This window comes from Maritalea porphyrae, from assembly GCF_030159895.1.
Taxonomy (GTDB): Bacteria; Pseudomonadota; Alphaproteobacteria; order Rhizobiales; family Devosiaceae; genus Maritalea; species Maritalea porphyrae.
The window spans coordinates 43,471-62,105 of sequence record NZ_BSNI01000002.1 but is presented as its reverse complement, the minus strand read 5'-3'; the positions used below and the strand labels follow the sequence as shown (position 1 = coordinate 62,105).

The 18,635-nt window shown below is 50.8% G+C and carries 20 protein-coding genes; 15 read left to right on the top strand and 5 right to left on the bottom strand.

Features of this window, described 5'->3' with window-relative positions; genetic code table 11:
• Window positions 1-69: 69 nt before the first annotated feature.
• Window positions 70-2,745, bottom strand: coding sequence for a preprotein translocase subunit SecA (gene secA, locus QQL65_RS03695; RefSeq protein WP_284362141.1), 2,676 nt, complete (start codon window positions 2,743-2,745; stop codon window positions 70-72).
• 248 nt (window positions 2,746-2,993) lie between these two features.
• Here secA and QQL65_RS03690 point away from each other — a divergent pair, with 248 nt between their 5' ends.
• Genes QQL65_RS03690 through QQL65_RS03675 form a run of 4 tightly spaced genes read left to right on the top strand, consistent with a single transcriptional unit; the run spans window position 2,994 to window position 5,720 of the window.
• Complete coding sequence (locus QQL65_RS03690) at window positions 2,994-3,842, top strand: peptidylprolyl isomerase (protein WP_284362140.1); 849 nt, start codon at window positions 2,994-2,996, stop codon at window positions 3,840-3,842.
• 1 nt (window position 3,843) lies between these two features.
• Window positions 3,844-5,085 (top strand): bifunctional glutamate N-acetyltransferase/amino-acid acetyltransferase ArgJ, encoded by a 1,242-nt coding sequence (gene argJ, locus QQL65_RS03685; RefSeq protein WP_284362139.1) that lies wholly within the window; start codon window positions 3,844-3,846, stop codon window positions 5,083-5,085.
• Window positions 5,085-5,495 carry a (deoxy)nucleoside triphosphate pyrophosphohydrolase gene (locus tag QQL65_RS03680; RefSeq protein WP_284362138.1) on the top strand — a complete coding sequence of 137 codons (411 nt, stop codon included), beginning with the start codon at window positions 5,085-5,087 and terminating at the stop codon, window positions 5,493-5,495. The genes argJ and QQL65_RS03680 overlap by 1 nt, the downstream gene beginning before the upstream one ends.
• Before the next feature lie 33 nt (window positions 5,496-5,528).
• On the top strand, window positions 5,529-5,720 hold the full coding sequence (locus QQL65_RS03675; RefSeq protein WP_284362137.1) for a Flp family type IVb pilin: 192 nt from the start codon (window positions 5,529-5,531) through the stop codon (window positions 5,718-5,720).
• On the opposite strand, the gene QQL65_RS03670 is transcribed toward QQL65_RS03675, so the two are convergent.
• Window positions 5,717-6,577, bottom strand: coding sequence for a class I SAM-dependent methyltransferase (locus QQL65_RS03670; RefSeq protein ID WP_284362136.1), 861 nt, complete (start codon window positions 6,575-6,577; stop codon window positions 5,717-5,719). The genes QQL65_RS03675 and QQL65_RS03670 overlap by 4 nt on opposite strands.
• Window positions 6,578-6,608: 31 nt before the next feature.
• Between QQL65_RS03670 and QQL65_RS03665 the strand changes: the two genes are divergently transcribed.
• The 6 genes from QQL65_RS03665 (at window position 6,609) to QQL65_RS03640 (ending at window position 10,270) form a co-directional block, all read left to right on the top strand.
• Window positions 6,609-7,412: a ComF family protein gene (locus tag QQL65_RS03665; RefSeq protein WP_284362135.1), complete on the top strand. Its 804-nt coding sequence runs from the start codon at window positions 6,609-6,611 to the stop codon at window positions 7,410-7,412.
• A 35-nt stretch (window positions 7,413-7,447) separates the two neighbouring features.
• Window positions 7,448-7,714 (top strand): glutaredoxin 3, encoded by a 267-nt coding sequence (gene grxC, locus QQL65_RS03660; protein WP_284362133.1) that lies wholly within the window; start codon window positions 7,448-7,450, stop codon window positions 7,712-7,714.
• Between the two features lie 5 nt (window positions 7,715-7,719).
• Window positions 7,720-8,553, top strand: a complete 834-nt coding sequence (locus tag QQL65_RS03655) for a carbon-nitrogen hydrolase family protein (protein ID WP_284362131.1) — start codon at window positions 7,720-7,722, stop codon at window positions 8,551-8,553.
• Window positions 8,554-8,581: 28 nt separating this feature from the next.
• Window positions 8,582-9,007, top strand: coding sequence for a DUF1178 family protein (locus QQL65_RS03650; protein ID WP_284362130.1), 426 nt, complete (start codon window positions 8,582-8,584; stop codon window positions 9,005-9,007).
• A 475-nt stretch (window positions 9,008-9,482) separates the two neighbouring features.
• A complete protein-coding gene (locus QQL65_RS03645; RefSeq protein WP_284362129.1) occupies window positions 9,483-9,803 on the top strand; it encodes an ArsR/SmtB family transcription factor in 321 nt (106 codons plus the stop codon).
• Entirely contained in the window at window positions 9,803-10,270 is a 468-nt protein-coding gene (locus tag QQL65_RS03640; protein ID WP_284362128.1) for an SRPBCC domain-containing protein, read from the top strand. The genes QQL65_RS03645 and QQL65_RS03640 overlap by 1 nt, the downstream gene beginning before the upstream one ends.
• A 65-nt stretch (window positions 10,271-10,335) precedes the next feature.
• Here QQL65_RS03640 and QQL65_RS03635 read toward each other — a convergent pair whose 3' ends face one another.
• From QQL65_RS03635 to ubiG, 3 genes are all read right to left on the bottom strand, one after another.
• Window positions 10,336-10,620 carry a YciI family protein gene (locus QQL65_RS03635; protein ID WP_284362127.1) on the bottom strand — a complete coding sequence of 95 codons (285 nt, stop codon included), beginning with the start codon at window positions 10,618-10,620 and terminating at the stop codon, window positions 10,336-10,338.
• A gap of 29 nt (window positions 10,621-10,649) precedes the next feature.
• Complete coding sequence (locus tag QQL65_RS03630; RefSeq protein ID WP_284362126.1) at window positions 10,650-11,063, bottom strand: MarR family winged helix-turn-helix transcriptional regulator; 414 nt, start codon at window positions 11,061-11,063, stop codon at window positions 10,650-10,652.
• Between the two features lie 84 nt (window positions 11,064-11,147).
• The gene (gene ubiG / locus QQL65_RS03625) at window positions 11,148-11,894 is read right to left on the bottom strand and encodes a bifunctional 2-polyprenyl-6-hydroxyphenol methylase/3-demethylubiquinol 3-O-methyltransferase UbiG (protein ID WP_284366205.1); all 747 of its coding nucleotides are present in this window, start codon (window positions 11,892-11,894) and stop codon (window positions 11,148-11,150) included.
• A gap of 231 nt (window positions 11,895-12,125) precedes the next feature.
• On the opposite strand from ubiG, the gene QQL65_RS03620 reads away from it, so the two are divergent.
• The 5 genes from QQL65_RS03620 (at window position 12,126) to QQL65_RS03600 (ending at window position 18,635) form a co-directional block, all read left to right on the top strand.
• The gene (locus tag QQL65_RS03620) at window positions 12,126-13,397 is read left to right on the top strand and encodes an aspartate kinase (protein ID WP_284362125.1); all 1,272 of its coding nucleotides are present in this window, start codon (window positions 12,126-12,128) and stop codon (window positions 13,395-13,397) included.
• Between the two features lie 54 nt (window positions 13,398-13,451).
• The gene (ptsP, locus tag QQL65_RS03615) at window positions 13,452-15,719 is read left to right on the top strand and encodes a phosphoenolpyruvate--protein phosphotransferase (protein WP_284362124.1); all 2,268 of its coding nucleotides are present in this window, start codon (window positions 13,452-13,454) and stop codon (window positions 15,717-15,719) included.
• A 30-nt stretch (window positions 15,720-15,749) separates the two neighbouring features.
• A complete protein-coding gene (prfA, locus tag QQL65_RS03610; RefSeq protein WP_284362122.1) occupies window positions 15,750-16,826 on the top strand; it encodes a peptide chain release factor 1 in 1,077 nt (358 codons plus the stop codon).
• Window positions 16,827-16,832: 6 nt separating this feature from the next.
• The gene (gene prmC / locus QQL65_RS03605; RefSeq protein ID WP_284362120.1) at window positions 16,833-17,672 is read left to right on the top strand and encodes a peptide chain release factor N(5)-glutamine methyltransferase; all 840 of its coding nucleotides are present in this window, start codon (window positions 16,833-16,835) and stop codon (window positions 17,670-17,672) included.
• 330 nt (window positions 17,673-18,002) lie between these two features.
• Window positions 18,003-18,635, top strand: coding sequence for a DUF4167 domain-containing protein (locus tag QQL65_RS03600; RefSeq protein WP_284362119.1), 633 nt, complete (start codon window positions 18,003-18,005; stop codon window positions 18,633-18,635).

Here is an 18,635-nt window from a genome sequence, read left to right as displayed (position 1 = left end):
CTCCCAAAAAGAAGGTCGCCTGACATAATCAGGCGACCCGAATTCATTCATCAATCGACAATGTTGATGCTAAGCGATTGCGCCATGGCAATGTTTGTATTTTTTACCGGATCCACATGGGCACGCTTCGTTGCGGCGAACTTTGCCCCAAGTTGAAGGGTCGTCTTTGTTAATGCCTGAAGTGGCTGGCACCGCATCGTTCTCACCAGTTAGTGGGTCGATGTGCTGCTCTTGCATTGGCGGTAGTTCGGGCTGTGGTGGAGCCACTTGAACTTGAACATGGCTGAGCTGCGCAATAACCAGTTCACGCAAGCTGTCCAGCAAGTTTTGGAACAGCTCATAGCCTTCTTGCTTGTATTCGTTTAGCGGATCGCGCTGGGCCAATCCGCGCCAACCAACAACTTTGGACAAATGATCAAGAGTAACCAAATGCTCACGCCAAAGGCCATCAATTGATTGTAGCAAAATCTGTTTTTCGATCTGGCGCATGATTTCAGGCGAATATTCAGCAGCCTTTTTGGCCGCTGTTTCATCAGCCATTTTCACAAGGCGCTCGGTCACCTGCTCTGCGTCAATGCCTTCTTCTTCCGACCATTCTTTGATCGGCGCATCGACGTTTAGATATGTTTTTGCGGCTTCTTGAAGCTGCTCATGTTCCCATTGTTCAGGATAAGAGCGCTCAGGAATGGCTTTTTCAATGATGTCGTGCACCACGTCTTCGCGCATTTCCTTAATCGCTTCAGCCACATTGGCGTCTTCCATCAGTTCAAGGCGTTGTTCAAAGATCACCTTGCGCTGGTCATTCATTACATCATCATATTTGAGGATGTTTTTACGAATGTCGAAGTTGCGTGCTTCCACTTTTTGTTGGCTGCGCTCAAGTGCTTTGGTCACCCAAGGGTGGGCAATGGCTTCACCTTCTTCAAGGCCAAGTTTAACCAACATGCCTTCCATGCGTTCTGGTGCGAAAATACGCATCAAATCGTCTTGCAAAGACAAGTAGAATTTCGAACGACCCGGATCACCTTGACGACCAGAACGACCGCGTAGCTGGTTGTCGATACGGCGAGATTCATGGCGCTCGGTACCGATCACATATAGACCGCCCGCTGCAAGAGCTTCTTTTTTGCGGGTCTCAATCTCGGCTTCGATTTGCTTGATTTTGGCGTCGCGGACTTCGCCTTCAAGATCACCGCACTCATTTTCGATACGCATTTCTAGGTTGCCGCCCAGCTGAATATCTGTGCCGCGACCCGCCATGTTTGTGGCGATCGTAACCGCACCGGGCATGCCGGCATCGGCGATGATTTGCGCTTCTTGTTCGTGATGGCGTGCGTTTAGAACCTTGATGTGCTTTACGCCTTTTTTCTCTAACAGATCGGCCAAGAACTCAGACTTTTCAATCGACGTCGTACCAACCAATACAGGTTGTTTGCGCGCGCGAGCGTCTTTGACTTCTTCAGCAATCGCTTCAAATTTTTCCTGAACCGTGCGGTAGACTTCGTCTTCTTCGTCGACACGGGAAACTTCTTTGTTGGTCGGGATCGACACAACATCAAGTTTATAAATGTCAGCAAATTCTTCCGCTTCGGTTGCAGCTGTACCGGTCATGCCGGCCAGTTTGTCATAAAGACGGAAATAGTTTTGGAATGTGATCGAAGCCAGCGTTTGGTTTTCGGGCTGAATTTTAGCGCCTTCTTTGGCTTCTAGCGCCTGGTGCAAACCTTCTGAGAAACGGCGGCCCGGCATCATACGGCCGGTAAACTCGTCAATAATCACCACTTCATCATTGCGTACGATATAGTCTTTGTCGCGGGTGAAGAGTTTGTGCGCACGAAGCGCTGAGTTGAGGTGGTGCACCACGGAGACGTTTTCAACGTCAAACAGGCTTTCGCCTTTAATAAGGTCTGCTTCTTTGAGGATGGTTTCAAATTTCTCGATACCATCATCTGTGAACGAAGCTGAACGTTGTTTTTCGTCCAGTTCAAAATCTTCGTCAGCAACATTGGCATTAACAAGTTCATTGATCTGAGTGTAAAGCTCCGACCGGTCTTCAGACGGGCCAGAAATGATCAATGGTGTACGCGCTTCATCGATCAGAATGCTGTCCACCTCGTCGACGATGGCGAAGTGGTGGCCGCGCTGCACCATTTGTTCTTTGGAGAACTTCATGTTGTCGCGCAAATAGTCGAAGCCAAACTCGTTGTTGGTGCCGTAAGTGACGTCCGCTGCGTATGCTGCGCGTCGTTGATCATCAGAGAGGCCATGGACAATGACGCCGGTGGTTAAGCCCAAAAAGCTATAAACTTGGCTCATCCATTGCGCATCACGGCTCGCCAAATAGTCGTTAACGGTGACAACGTGCACGCCTTTGCCTGTAAGCGCATTTAGGTAAACGGCAAGCGTTGCAACCAGCGTTTTACCTTCACCAGTGCGCATTTCAGCAATAGCGTTGTCGTTCAAAACCATGCCGCCGATCAACTGAACGTCGAAGTGGCGCATGCCCATCGAACGTTTCGCCGCTTCGCGTACTGTGGCGAATGCTGGTATCAGCAAATCTTTGATTTTGGTGCCGCTTTGATATTGGGCCTTTAGCTCGTCGGTCCGGGCTCGCAATTGCTCGTCGCTCAATGCTTCCATTTCCGGCTCCAACGCGTTGATTTTCTCAACGATCGGGCGGTATTTTTTGACTTGGCGATCATTTGAAGAGCCAAAGAGTTTACGTGCTAGCGCGGCGAGTGCCATATCAGCGGTCCCATTTTGTTGCTATTGCGCCTTATTTTGGGCGCATCAGCGGAAAATTCTTTGCATGAACTTGGCAAAATAGCGGCAATGGCGCTTAATTTTTGCCTTTTCGAGCGTTGGGAGATGTAAGTGCGGACAAGTGTCTTGTCAACGCCTCGGAAATCACGCAAACGTCAATTAAATATGTTCGCCTTGCACATGCTTAATATTCTAGCTGTGTGAGCTCTCAAGAAAAAGAAAGAAACAGCATGCTGAAATTTGAACTGAAACGCCAATCAACACTACGTTCCATTTTGCTCGGCGGGGCAGTTGCCTTTGGCATGTTTGGCACTTCAATGGCGGTTGCTCAGACAGCTGTAGCACCAGACGAGGTGATTGCTGTTGTGGGTGGTGAAACCATCACCCAAGCTGAGCTGACCTATGCGCTTGAAGATATGGGCGATGAAATTCAACAGATTGCGCCAAATGAGCGTCGCGAATTTTTGGTGCAGATGTTGGTGGATATGAAAGTGATGGCGCAAGCCGCCCGTAGAGCTGGCATGGCGGATACGGACACATTTGCCCGTCGCAAGACATATCTAGAAGATCGCGCGCTACGTCGTGCTTACTTGCAGGATATAATGGCGGCCGAACTCACACAAGAAGAGTTGCAGGCTGAGTATGATGATGTCTTTAAGGATTTCAAACCGACCGAACAGCTCCGCGCACGTCATGTCCTCGTGGCCAGCGAAGAAGATGCCAAATTGGTCATCGCGGAATTGGATAAGGGACGTGATTTTGCAGAAGTTGCAAAGGAAAAATCAACTGGCCCAACTGGTCCAAATGGTGGCGATCTTGGCTATTTCAGCGAAGGTGACATGGTTCCAGAATTTTACGATGCCTCACGAGCCTTGGAAGTTGGCGCCTATTCTGCGCCTGTTCAATCCCAATTTGGTTGGCACGTGATTAAGCTTGAAGATCGTCGCCCATCTACACCGCCAGCGATGGAGCAGGTGTTCCCGCAAATTCGTCAGCGCGTAATGGTGAAGAAGTTTGAGAAGCTGGTTGAGGACCTCAAAGCCAACGCCGAGATCAACATTGTAAATCAAGGCAACTAAAATGGCACAAGTGTCTGCGGTTTCTCCTTTGGCACCGGATCAATTTCCTCAGCTTGAGAAAGTTGATGGCGTAGAGCTTTTTGTGGCGCCAATTGGCGCTGGATATCATGGCCGCAAAAATTTGCTGGTTGCCCGCATGATTGAGGGCACCAGCGTTGCGGGTGTGTTGACCAAATCGAAATGCCCATCTGCACCAATTGATTGGTGTAAGCAAAATTTGCCGCAAGGCTTGGCGCGTGGGCTGGTGGTGAACGCTGGCAATGCCAATGCGTTTGTTGGCAAAGTTGGCGCTGAGACCGTTCGTGCAACCGCGGACGCTGCTGCAACGATTTTGCAGTGTGATGCGAGTGAGATTTTTATCTCATCAACTGGCGTAATTGGTGAGCCGCTTAACGCTGGGCCTCTTGTGGATGCGATGTCTGCTGCGCTTGGCGCTTCTGCGACTTTTGAAGATGCTGCGAACGCCATTCGGACAACTGACACGTTTGCCAAAGGGGCGGGCGCATCGTTTGATCTAGATGGGGTTGAAGTGGTCATCTCCGGCATTGCAAAAGGCTCTGGCATGATTGCGCCAAATATGGCGACGATGCTGTCATATTTGTTCACCGACGTGCCAGTATCAGCAGATGTGCTGAAATCCATTTTGGTCGACGGCAATGCGAAAAGCTTCAATGCGATCACAGTCGATAGCGATACTTCAACGTCAGACACCTGTTTGGTTTTTGCAACTGGCGCGGCGAAAAGCCGTGGCGTTGAGCCGATCACCGATTTGGATGATCCGCGTTGTGCGGATTTTGCTCAAGCCTTGCATGCGGTTTTGAAAGACCTTGCTTTGCAAATTATTCGAGATGGTGAAGGTGCGACCAAATTGATGGTGGTGAAGGTTGAGGGAGCCGTATCAGACCAAAGCGCTGATGTTATTGCGCGCTCGATTGCAAACTCGCCATTGGTGAAAACTGCGCTTGCCGGAGAAGATGCCAATTGGGGACGCGTAGTTGCGGCTGTTGGTAAAGCTGGGGAGCCTGCTGATCGCGATCAATTGCAAATCCGGTTTGGCGATCTGGTTGTCGCCAAAGATGGTTATCGCTCGCCTGATTATTCTGAAGACGATGCCAGCCAATATATGAAAAATCAGCAAATCGAAATTGGTGTATCGCTTGGCCTAGGTGATGGCGAAGCAACAATTTATGGGTGCGATTTGACCCATGGATATGTCTCGATCAATGGAGACTATCGCAGCTAATGGCAGAGAATTACCCAACCTTGTTGGTGGTAGCGTGCGCGCTTGTTGATGCTGATCGCCGCGTGTTGATTGCGCAGCGACCCGAAAACAAAAATATGGGCGGCTTGTGGGAATTCCCTGGCGGTAAAGTCGAGCAAGCGGAAAGTCCCGAAACCGCGTTGATCCGCGAACTGAAAGAAGAATTGGACATTGAAACGCGTGAGGCATGCCTTGCGCCGTTGACGTTTGCTTCGTTTTCTTATGAAAAATTTCACCTTCTGATGCCACTTTATGTTTGTCGGAAATGGCAAGGTACGCCGCAAGCGCTCGAACATACGGCCCTAAAATGGGTTCGCCCACAGCGTCTCCGCGACTATCCAATGCCCCCGGCGGATGAGCCGCTAGTCGCGCATTTATGCGACTTGCTTTGAACATTAGGGCGATTACATTCTGGGATGCAGGGCATGAAGCAGTTATTCAAAAGATTTATTGAAGACGAATCTGGCAGTCCTGCTGTTGAATATAGTATGATAGCCACAGTAATTGCGGTGGCACTGATGGCCGCATTTATGGGCCTTGGCGATGGCATTGCTTCACTGTTTAGCGGGAATGAAGGCAGTATCGGCAGCGCAATTGACGGCGCTTTGGCTTCCTAATCCGTATCTTTTTTCTCCAGAACATCTTTTAGAGACACTTTGGCGCTGCCAGGTGCAAGTGGTTTTTGCTGGCTTTCGTGTGGCGCCCAAGCGGAGAGCCAAATAAATTCCAAAGTCGCCGGCACGCGGCCATCTTCTTCTTGAAACTCATCGATATAGTTGGCAATCGCTTGCCCGAGTAATTTGCGAGAAGTCGCGGTGTGCGGGACTTCGATCATTGGGTTTGTTGCGCCGAACTTGCGCAACTCACTCATGAGGGCAATCGGGTGCTCGTAGCGTACTTTGTGATGTTCGAGATCGGCAACCGGCAAGGCAAAGCCTGCACGTTGGAGTAAAGCACCTGCGTCTCGAATGTCGATAAAGGGCGCAACGCGCAAATGGGCACCGCCGGAGATTTTGTCATCCGCATTTAGCCAAGCGGCGCGCAGTTCCTTTAGTGTTTCGCCACCCAACGCAGCGGCCATGAACAGGCCATCAGGGTTGAGGCTGTGACGAATTCGCGTCAAAAAGCCGGGCACATCGTTGGTCGTCTGCAAATCCATGAGCGACACAATCAGGTCGTATTGCGCATCAGCTGGTGTGAATTCTTCCACATTGAGCAGTGGGATGTCATTTGCAGGCACAAGTGTGGTGGCTTGATCAAAGGCAATTGGATCAGTGGCAGAGTGTGCCGACTCCAGTAAATAGTCGGCACATGGTGCCAAAATTAGAGCGCGTTCAAATTTGCGGGTGATGGTGGCCAGGCGGCTAAGCAGTTCTTCATGCACGAGTTTGGCGATGAAGCGATCATTGTTATTGGCATAGCGTTCCAATCGCATTTGAATTCGGCTACGATTGAAAAGCATTGGCGGCTGCATCGTGTGGCTCCAAATATTTTTTGAGCATTTTATGACGGCGACGCCAAACAAAATTGTCGCACAGACCAAATCTGTTTTGTTGCAGGCACAGGGGCGTGCCGCACATTGGCGTACTCAGCTTCTGGATATGCTGTTTCCCCCGTGCTGTCTAGCGTGCGATATGCCAATTATTGACGCAGATGGATTGTGCCCAAATTGCTGGGGCAAGTTGCGATTTATTTCAAAACCCTATTGCCCTGTTCTTGGCGTTCCGTTCGCCGCTGATATCGGCGCGTCGGTTCTAAGTGCACAGGCGATTGCCAATCCGCCGCCTTTTGCGCGCTCGCGCTCTGCGGTGATCTACGATGATTTGGCGCGCCAACTTGTGTCACAATTTAAATATGGCGATCGGCTTGAACTGGCTAAGATTTGCGCCAGGCTGATGGTCGGCGCAGGTCAGGACTATTGGGGGGAGAAATGTGTTTTCGTACCCGTTCCTTTGCATTGGCGGCGGCGCTTGGCACGGCGCTATAATCAAAGCCAGTTGTTGGCTGATCAATTGGGCGTTCAAACTGGCTTTCCGGTTTATCGTGATTGGGTGCAGCGCAAACGACCAACGCGCCAGCAAGTTGGATTGAGTTCAAAAGATCGCGAGCAGAATGTGCGTGGTGCATTTGTGGTTACCGAGCGTTTTTTGGAACAATATGAAGGGCAACATATTGTAATTGTTGATGATGTTGTCACCACAGGGGCGACGGTTGACGCAATTGCGCGCTGTTTTAAGAAGCGATATCGCGACAAGGTGAACGTCTTGAGCTTTGCACGGGTTGTCATGGACCCTATTGGTGCAATATAGACACTGGTCCCCTTGATCATAAGTTGAGAGCTTATATGCCCACGATCGACATCTACACTACACCAACTTGCCCTTATTGCTTGGCTGCAAAAGCCCTTTTGGACAATAAAGGCGTTGCCTACAATGAATTGACCGTTATCGGCGATCCTGCAAAGCGCCAAGAAATGCTGGAGCGTGCCAATGGTCGTCACACCGTGCCGCAAATCTTTATTGATGGGCAGCATATTGGCGGTTTTGACGATATGAACGCGCTGGACCGTCAGGGCAAACTTGATCCGCTGCTTAAGCGCGCGGCGAGCTAGATTACATGTTGCTGGGCGCCCTGCAGATGCGGTCGTCCATGGATGCGCAGGAAAACTTGCGCACCATCGAACAAGCTTGTGCCGACGCCGCCCAAAAAGGCGTTGGCTATTTGCAAGTGCCGGAAATGGCAGTGATGTTTGCCGAAGACCATAATGGTCTGAGAGCTTTTGTTCGCGAGCAGGCAGATGAAGCCATTAAGTTGCTGGCAACAATGGCTGAGAACCATCAGCTTTATTTGCATGTTGGATCTATGGCTGTCGCCAGTCCAACCGGTAAATTCTTGAACCGCGCGTTCTTGTTTGGCCCGGATGGTCGCGAAGTCGCGTCTTACGACAAAATCCATTTGTTTGATGCAGATGTTGATGGCGATGCGCCTTATCGCGAAAGCAAGAATTTTGACGCGGGCACCCGTGCAGTTGTTGCTGACGTAAATGGCATCGGGCTTGGCATGGCGATTTGCTACGATCTTCGGTTCCCCCAATTGTTTGCGACATTGCGCCAAGCAGGTGCACAGATTTTGACGGTGCCTGCAGCATTCACAGTGCCAACCGGCAAAGCGCATTGGGAAAGCCTATTGCGTGCTCGCGCCATTGAAACCGGTTGTTATGTGGTGGCAGCAGCCCAAGGTGGGCATCACGCAAATGGGCGCAACACGTACGGCCATTCGATGATTATTGACCCATGGGGGCGGGTGATCGCCTCTTGCACCGAGGGTAATCATGGTTTAATTGTCGCGCCGTTTGACGCTGACAAGGTAAAAGATGCAAGATCTCGCATACCAACTCTTGCCAATGCGCGTGATTTTTCGCTAAGCGTTAACCATAATGCGGCACAATAACAATGATTGAACATGAAGGTATGTTTCAGTGATCCAGTATTCGCTTAGCTGCAATAACGAACACAAGTTCGAAGCATGGTTTAAAAATGCCGATGCGTTTGACGTCCAAGCCAGCCAAGGCGTGTTGGAGTGTCCAGTCTGCGGTTCTGCAGATGTGAATAAGGCGCTGATGGCGCCTGCCGTTGGCAAAAAGTCAAACCAGAAAGTGGCATTGTCTGCCGGGCATCCGGAACAAAAGGCTTTGCGCGATGCGATGAACAAGCTGCGCAACAAGGTTATGAGTGAAGCCGAATATGTTGGCGATCGCTTTGCAGAAGAAGCGCGCAAAATTCACGCTGAAGAGTCTGAAAGTCGCGGCATCTATGGTGAAGCCACTTCTGAAGAAGTGACATCTTTGGTGGAAGAGGGTGTGGATTTTTTGCCGTTGCCCGCTGCGCCGGAAGACCATAACTAGCGATATTTTCAACTGTTAGATTGACGAAGCCGCCAATGCAGACGCTTGGCGGTTTTTTGTGACCTATTAGACCTGCATCGCTGATGCAAGCCTGGCCCGATTTAAATTCTAGGGGCGAGACCCCGCATCAAGTTCGGTGCGGTGCAAGACCGCAGGGATGGTCGGTTATGAACTGTTTGCATTGAAATTTCCCGCTGCAAGTAACCGATATTAGCTTCGCCAAGCCGGTTTGATCGAGCACCTGAATCAGAATGTACGTCGCGAACTCCACCCCCGAACCACCCCGCGCTTGATGCGGGGTCAAGCCTGCTTTGTATTGGGAGCAATCGGTTGATCACAGTAGGAAAGCCGGTACCCCAAAGCCGATTTCGGAAGCTCACGCGAAGCGTTGCAAACCTTCCCCTCTGACTAAGGTCTGAGAGAAAGGTTCCAAACTGCTGTTGACATCTATGTAAGTTTTGACTTACGGTAAGTTATGGCTTACCAAGATATCTTTGCAGCATTGGCAGACCCCACGAGGCGGCAGATTTTTGAAAATCTGCGTGATCATCCAAAAACTGTTGGGGAGCTGGCAAAAGGGCAAACAGTTTCGCGCCCTGCTGTTTCTCAACATTTGCGTGTTTTGCAAGATGCTCATTTGGTCAGTGTGGAGCCACAAGGCAATCGTCGTCTGTATTCGATCAAGCGCGAAGGCCTAAAAGAATTGCGAGATTATCTGGACTGTTTTTGGTCCGATGCGTTTTCTGCCTATCGCGCGGAAATTGCTAAAGTTATGGAGAATAAGGGAGAAGAATAATGTTAGAACCACTTGTAAAAACGATTGATGTGCCGTGCGATCAAGCTACCGCTTTTGATGTATTTATCAACAAAATGGATAGTTGGTGGCCATTGGGCAAATTCACTTTGTCAGCCATGAAGGGTGAACCGGCTACAGGTATTCGCGTTGATGCGCGGCCTGACGGGCAAATCGTTGAAATTGGCGCTGGTGGCGTTGAAACCCTTTGGGGCACCATCAAAGAGTATGATCCAAGCGACTATCTATCGATGGATTTCCATATTCCCGCCCCGGGCCACGAAGAGGTTGGCGAGCGCACATTGGTCGAGGTGCGTTTTACGTCCCTTGGCGATAATTCAACACGGTTGGAGCTTACGCAAAGCAATTGGGAAGCCTTGGGTGACATGGCTGAAATGGTTCATGGCGGATACGGACATGGCTGGACAATGATTTTGGAAGGCGGCTATTTGGCGCATTTTGCTAAGTAGAAACGCGATTAAGCCTTTGCAGAATTCTGAGGGCGGCATGTGCCGCCCTTTTTTGATTTCGCAATCTACTGAATAACGCCAGCCATCGCATCCGCAATCCTGTTAGGTGTGATTTCAAGGATTTCTGCATCTACAACACTGTGCTTTACGAATGGGTCTTGGTTAATGCGCGCTTCGATGTCAGCTCTATTCGAGCCGACAGAAATTATAGCGCCGCCTAGGTTGGGTTGCAGGCTACCGACCACCAAAAATGTACCGTCTTTGATGCCTTGATCGATCCAATCATTATGGCCTTGCATATGTTCTTTGGCTTTTGATTTATCGGCAAACTTTAATAGAATAACGAACATGTTCGATCCTTTTTTGGGGTAGTTTGTATTTAGGAAATTCGGTGCAATGTGCTGCGCAGGATCTTTGCCTCTTGGGCTTCGAACAGGCCCGCGAGATCGCTTTCAATATCTGAGCAGATTTGGTCGCCAGCCAATTGCAGTTCAGCCCCTTTGCTGGTGAGCTTGGCTCTTACGCTGCGTCGATCAAGTGGGTCTGCTTCGCGTTCAATCAACCCGTCAGCGGCCAAACGATCCATCAACTGGGTAATATTGGAGCGCACGCAGGTCATTCGCCGCGCGCATACGCTGAGCGGTAAAGGCTCCGCTGAAGCCGCGAGAACGCAAAGGGCACCATATTTGGCCATTGAAAGACCAATGCGGCCAAGCGCTTCGCTCAAATCCTGTTCGAGCGATTTACCTGCGTTGATTACAGAGAACAGTGTTGAGTTTGCGTATTGGTCCATATTTAGTTCATTTAATAATAATTATTATATGAACTAAATACATAAAGGAATGCAGGTCAAGTCGCCACAATATGAGATTTCTTGCTAGCTCTTCGGCTTCTCCGCCAATAGCATATAGTTCACGCTCATGTCTTTGGATCGCTTCCACTTGTCCTCAAGTGGTGAGTAGGACACGCCGACGCGTTCTTTAATGGGCATGTCGCAACGCTTAAGGATCGAGGTGATTTCCTCAGGCGTTACGAACTTATCGTATGTGTGTGTGCCTTTTGGTAGCCAGCGCAGTACATGCTCCGCGCCAACGATGGCCAACGCATAGGCTTTAAAGGTGCGGTTGATGGTGGCCACAAACATGATGCCGCCGGGTTTGACCAGCGCCGCGCAGCTTTCAAGGTAGAGTTGGATGTCGTTGACGTGCTCAATAACTTCCATATTCAGCACCACATCAAATTGCTCACCTTGTTCGGCCAAGCTTTCCGATGTTGTGGCGCGATAATCGATGTCCAGCCCCACCCGCTCGGCGTGGTTTTTGGCTATTTGTATGTTTTTCTCGCCCGCGTCAGCCCCAACCACATCTGCGCCCAATCGCTTCATCGGCTCGCACAGCAATCCGCCGCCGCAACCAATGTCTAAAAGGCGCAGGCCTTTAAACGGTTCGCGAGCAGTTTCATCCAGACTAAAATGTCCAATAACGGCGTTGCGAATATAAGCAAGGCGCACGGGGTTGAATTTGTGCAGCGGTTTAAACTTGCCCTTTGGGTCCCACCATTCGTCCGCCATGGCGGTGAAGCGATCGACTTCTGCGGCTTCAATTGTGGTTGCTGACATTGTTATTCCTCAATACTTGCGGCTTGGACCATATGGGTCAAACTCGACTTGCACTATACGCTAAATTCACCCTAACAGATCAGGTGAGATATTGTCTCAGTCAAGTCAAATGTAGTGTTTTTGTTGATTGCAAGGCTGGTTTATGGCAAAGGTCCGCCCGCAACAACTTTAAAAGTGCACCAGAATAACCCGTGACAGAAAAACGTCAGACGGGGCGAAAAATCAGGAAACCTTTTTATGGCAACCATCGTGATGAAGTTTGGCGGCACCTCAGTCGCTGATATCGACCGGATCAGGCATGCGGCCCGGCATGTCAAACGTGAAGTTGAGCTGGGCAACAAGGTTTCCGTTGTTGTTTCTGCAATGTCAGGCAAGACCAATGAGCTTGTGGGGTGGGCGCGCGAAGCCGCGACCTTGCACGATGCGCGCGAGTATGACGCGGTTGTGGCATCTGGCGAACAGGTAACCGCTGGCCTTATGGCAATTGTGTTACAGGATTTGGGCGTGCCAGCGCGCTCCTTTGCTGGATGGCAGGTGCCGATTGAAACCAATGATGCGCACGGGGCGGCGCGGATCACCAATATTGAGCCAGATTTGCTCAATGAACGCATGGATGATGGCGTTGTGTGCGTGGTCACCGGCTTCCAAGGGATTTCGCCGCAAAATCGGATTACCACGCTTGGGCGCGGTGGCTCGGACACAAGCGCTGTTGCGGTAGCTGCTGCGGTCAATGCGGATCGGTGTGATATATATACAGATGTGGATGGTGTTTACACCACTGACCCGCGCATTGTGCCAAAGGCGCAACGACTTGATCGGGTAAGTTTTGAAGAGATGCTTGAAATGGCATCGTTGGGTGCGAAAGTTTTGCAAACGCGCTCGGTTGAATTGGCCATGGCACAAAAAGTGCGCCTGGTTGTGCGTTCTAGTTTTGATGATCCAGATACAGTGCCTGCGTTGAATGACGATGGGTCGTGGAATGGTCCTGGAACGTTGGTTTGTGATGAGGATGAAATTATGGAAAAGCAAATCGTATCTGGTGTGACGTGCGCACGTTCAGAAGCCAAAATTACCTTGCGCGGCGTGAAGGACAATCCTGGCGTGGCTGCAGATGTATTTGGCCCATTGGCGGATGCGCAGATCGTTGTTGATATGATCGTTCAAAACATCTCAGATGACGGCAAATCCACCGACATTACATTTACGGTGCCCGATAGCGAATATGAGAAGAGCATGAATGTGCTCACCGAAGCGGGCAAATCGACGCTTGAATATGATTCGATTTCTGGCTCAAAAGGCTCAGCAAAGATTTCTGTTGTGGGTGTTGGCATGCGTTCGCATGCTGGTGTGGCCGCATCTATGTTTAAGGCGCTGTCTGATAAAGGCATTAATATTCAACTGATTACGACTTCTGAGATTAAAACATCTGTGTTGATTGATGAAGAATATGCTGAACTTGCCGTTCGGGCATTGCATACTTACTACGGACTTGATGTAGAAGAAGCCTAAGCTGACGCTGATCCGATCCGGATAAAGGCAGCCACGTTTGTGGTTGAGAAAAAAATGAGTGTTATGACCGCTGGTCCAAGAGAGCTGTTGCGTCGTTTGCGGGCGACCATGGCTGAGCCTTTGGGCATCCAGGACCGGCTAAACAAAATCGTTGAGCTGATTTCGGACAGTATGCACGCCGACGTGTGCTCTTTTTATGTCCTGCGCGACGATGGTCAGTTGGAACTTTTTGCCACGCAAGGTTTGAAGCGCGAAGCTGTACACAAAACCACTTTGCGCCTTGGCGAAGGTCTGGTGGGGTTGATTGCAGCGGAAGCTGAGCCCTTAAACCTTGCTGATGCACCGCAGCACCCGGCCTTTGCTTATCGACCAGAAACTGGGGAAGATCCCTACCACTCTTTTCTTGGTGTGCCGGTTTTGCGTTCTGGCCAAACACTTGGTGTTTTGGACGTACAGAGCACCGAGGGGCGCGAGTTTTCGATTGCTGAAACCGAAGCTCTCCTGACGACGGCCACACTGCTTGCTGAAATGGTCTCAACGACTGAATTTGGCGCACTGGTAGGCTCAGGGTCAGAGATTGAATTGCGCCGCCCGCGTACGCTAGAGGCGGCGAGTTTTTCGGACGGTATTGCGCTTGGCAAAGTCTTTATTCACGACCCGCGGGTGGTGGTGACCAACTTCGTTGCTGAAGATGTAGAAGCGGAAACCGAGCGGCTTGAACGCGCCGTGCGCACCATGCGCATGTCGATCGACGATATGTTTAATCAACGCGACATGCAGGCGCGGTCCGAACATCGTGAGATTTTGGAAAGCTACCGCATGTTTGCCCATGATCGAGGGTGGTTGCGGCGGTTGCGCGAAGCGGTGGCCAGCGGTCTAACGGCGGAAGCCGCTGTTGAGCGTGTACAGAACGACACACGTGCGCGCATGTTGCGCCAAACTGACCCTTACATTCGGGATCGTTTGCACGATCTGGATGACTTGGCGAACAGGTTGCTGCGCGTTTTAACTGGCGACACAAAAGTGTTTGGTCGCCATGAATTGCCAGAAAATGCGATTTTGGTGGCGCGGAATATGGGCCCAGCGGAGTTGCTGGAATATGACCGGACCAAGCTAAAGGGTGTGGCGCTGGAAGAGGGCGGCATGACCGCGCACGTAGCGATTGTTGCCCGCTCACTTGGCATTACGGTGATGGGCCAAGCGGACAATATCACTTCGATCTGTGAAACCGGCGACAATATCATTTTGGATGCGCAAACAGGCACGGTCCATTTGCGCCCAACTGAGGATGTGGCGGCCACCTACGCTGATAAGGTGCGGCTTAGTGCCAAACGGCAGGAGCGTTTTGCCGCGCTCAAAGACAAGCCAAGTGTCACCCTTGATGGTGTTGAGATTACGCTTTTGCACAATTCAGGGCTGTTGGCTGATTTGTCTGCAATTGAAGAAACCGGTGCTGCGGGCATTGGGCTGTTCCGCACCGAGTTGCAGTTTATGATTGCGTCAAAATTGCCGCGCTTACCCGAACAGGTAGAGCTTTATGGCCAAGCAATGGATTTGGCCGGGGATCGACCTATAGTTTTCCGTTTGCTTGATATTGGCGGCGACAAAGTCGTGCCCTATTTGCGCTCTGCAAGCGAAGAAAACCCGGCAATGGGCTGGCGGTCTCTGCGCTTGGGGCTAGATCGCCCTGCTTTGTTGCGCACGCAAATTCGTGCGCTGTTGCAGGCAGCAAATGGTCGACCTTTAGACATTTTGGTCCCCATGGTTACAGATTGCCGCGAATTCATTGAAGCGCGACAAATGGTCAATGTGGAAATGCAGCGTTTGCGCAACACCAAATATGCAGCGCCATCTTCTTTGCGCGTTGGCGCCATGATTGAAGTGCCGTCATTGCTGTTTGAATTGGATCAATTGCTGCCGCTCACTGATTATGTGTCTATTGGCTCGAATGATTTGGTGCAATTTTTGACCGCTGCTGACCGAGCAAACTCGCGGGTGGCGCGTCGTTACGATGCAATTTCACCACCGCGTCTGCGGGCGTTCAAGCACATTGCAGATGCCGCACGGCGACACAATAAACCGCTAACGATGTGTGGTGAATTGGCAGGTCGTCCTATTGAAGCGCTGGCTTTGATGGCTGTAGGCATTGAAAGATTATCCATGGCTGCATCGTCGGTTGGACAAATCAAAGAATTGGTTCTAAGCCTTGATTTGATGCAGTTGCGATCACAATTGTCTGAAGCGTTGGACAATGATTTGGGCAATCTGGATACACGCGAATTTCTTTATGCGCTTGCGGATCGGCAAGGTCTGCCGCTTTAGCGCAATACCAAACGAAGAAGGTGCCGCTTTATGGCAAAACTACCGACGGACAAGTTGGATGCAATGGACAAACGCTATCAAGCGATTGAGGATCAAATGGCGCAAGCCCCTGATCCTGAAACCATTGTAAGATTGTCAAAAGAACATTCAGATCTACAGCCGGTCGTTGAAAAAATCCGCGAATATAAGGCCGCCGTGTCAGGTCTTGCCGATGCGGAAGAGATGATTGCATCGGGCGACAAAGAATTGATCGAGTTGGCGGAGCTCGAGCGGGACGAGCTGAAAGAAAAGATCGAAGAGTACACGCAAGAAATCCGTTTGTTGTTGCTGCCCAAAGATGATGCAGACGACAAAAGTGCGATTTTGGAAGTTCGTGCGGGAACTGGCGGCGATGAAGCTGCGCTTTTTGCTGGCGATTTGTTCCGCATGTATCAGCGCCACGCTGAATTGGCTGGATGGAAAATGACCATCATGGAACAGGCCGATGGCGATATGGGCGGCTACAAAGAAATTGTTGCTTCGATTAAGGGCAATGGCGTTTACGCGCGGATGAAATATGAGTCCGGTGTGCACCGCGTGCAACGGGTGCCAGATACAGAATCTAGTGGTCGTATTCACACATCAGCTGCGACAGTTGCGGTGCTGCCGGAAGTTGAGGATATCGACATTGAAGTGCGCAATGAAGACATCCGGATCGATACAATGCGCGCCTCTGGCGCAGGTGGCCAGCACGTTAACACCACGGATAGTGCTGTGCGCATTACCCATATTCCAACGGGAATTGTGGTGATTTCGTCTGAAAAATCGCAGCACCAAAACCGCGCCAACGCGATGAAGGTTCTGCGTGCGCGGCTTTATGAAGAGCAGCGCCAAAAGCGTGATAGTGAACGGGCAGATGCGCGACGTGATCAAGTGGGATCGGGAGATCGCTCTGAGCGTATTCGCACCTACAATTTCCCACAAGGTCGGATGACGGATCACCGCATTAACCTCACACTCTACAAGCTGGATAAGCTGATTGCTGGTGAAGGCTTGGATGAGGTTTTTGATGCGCTAATCACTGAAAATCAAGCGGCGCAATTGGCTGCTTTGGATGAGGACGTTTAAGAAGACGTGCCAACATATCAAGAGCGGCTAGTTTTCTGGCGTAAGAAATTTGAAGCAGCTGAACTGGTTACAGCGGGACTTGATGCGCGCTATTTGTTGCTGGCGGCGGCAAAAATGGACGCGGCGCAGTTAATCAGTGCCGATAAGGACCAGATCCCTGAAAGTGTTTCGACAGCGTTCGATGCGATGGGCGAGCGTCGCCTAAAAGGCGAGCCGGTCGCGCGCATTCTGGGCGAGAAGGAATTTTACGGGCACAATTTTGTACTGAACAAAGAAACGTTGGTGCCACGTCCTGAAACTGAGTTGATTGTTGATGTGGCGCTTGAGCGCTTTTCGCGTGATGGCCGGGTTCTTGATTTGGGAACAGGTACAGGGGCAATTGCGATTACCTTGCTGCTTGAATATCCAGATGCCAGCGGCGTGGCCGTGGACTTGTCCAAAGGTGCATTGGAATGCGCGCAACAAAATGCAGAGCGGCACGGTGTGCAAGATCGGTTGACCCTGTTGCATGGTAGTTGGTTTGATCCGGTCCCAGCGCAAAAGTTTGATCTAATCATTTCCAACCCGCCCTATATCGGCGTTGATGAGCGCGATGAGATGAACGCCGAGGCGTTGGGGTTTGATCCACAGATGGCCTTGTTTGCAGAAGAAGGTGGATTGGCTGCCTACAAAGCAATCATTGAGAGGGCAAATGAGTTTTTGGCGGGCGATGGGTGGTTGATATTTGAGATCGGCTACACCCAAGCCGAAGCGGTTTCTCAGCTTTTGCATGACAATGGATTCGGCGAAATTGCCAAACTATCCGACCTATCCGGGCATGACCGTGCGGTCCTTGCACAGCGCTAAAATCAGTTAATTTTCAAGCGTTAAGAGAACTAAAATTTTTTTCTTGGAAAATAGGGGCGAACCATATAGGTTCACTTTGCGTGTTAAATTATCAGGTGCGAGTCATCTGATCGCGAATTTACGATTGAGAAGCTTCTTTGATTGGTAGATCGTGCGCACGCCGGACAGCAGGCATATTGCAGCATCCATTTCAGCACTGACAGCAGGCGGACTTCTTAAAGGGAAGCGCTTGGCCGGAATTTGGACTGCGACACATTTTGATTTGATGTGGGCGATTTCACGCTGCCAATAAGAGTTAAGAACAATTTGTAGTCATCACATGAGACTTCTATGAGACCTGGACAAAAAAATAATCGCTCACGTGGCCGTGGTAACGGCGGCGGCGGTCGCAAGAATGTCAATCCATTGTCACGCAGTTACGAAAGTAACGGCCCTGACGTTAAGGTGCGCGGCAACCCAGCGACAATTGCGGAAAAATATGTGCAGTTGGCACGGGATGCGCAGGCTTCTGGTGACAGCGTGATGGCTGAGAACTATTTCCAGCACGCGGAGCATTATTTCCGAATTATCTCGGCAGCGCAGGCGCAAAGCCAAGCGCGTCAAGAAGAACGGGAACGCGCGCAAGCTGAACGCCAAGAGCAAAATCCGGGCGAGAATCAGCAAGCAGATGCGGATTCAGCGAAGGCCGATGATGCTAGCGATGCAGCAGAAGCTGAATCACCTGAAGCGATGGCTGAAAAAGCTGAAGCAAAGTCTGGTGAGGAAGAAACACCTCGTCCACGTCGTGCGCCTCGGGCACGCCGTCCGCGTCGCAAGCCTACTGAAAATGCAGAGCTGGCCGAAGCACCGCAGCCATCCATGAATTTGGGTGATGCGGAATTGCCAAAGGTTGAGGCAAAAAATGATGATGAGCCTGCTGGCAGCAAAGATGACGACAATTCAGCAAAAGAAGCTGCTGAATAG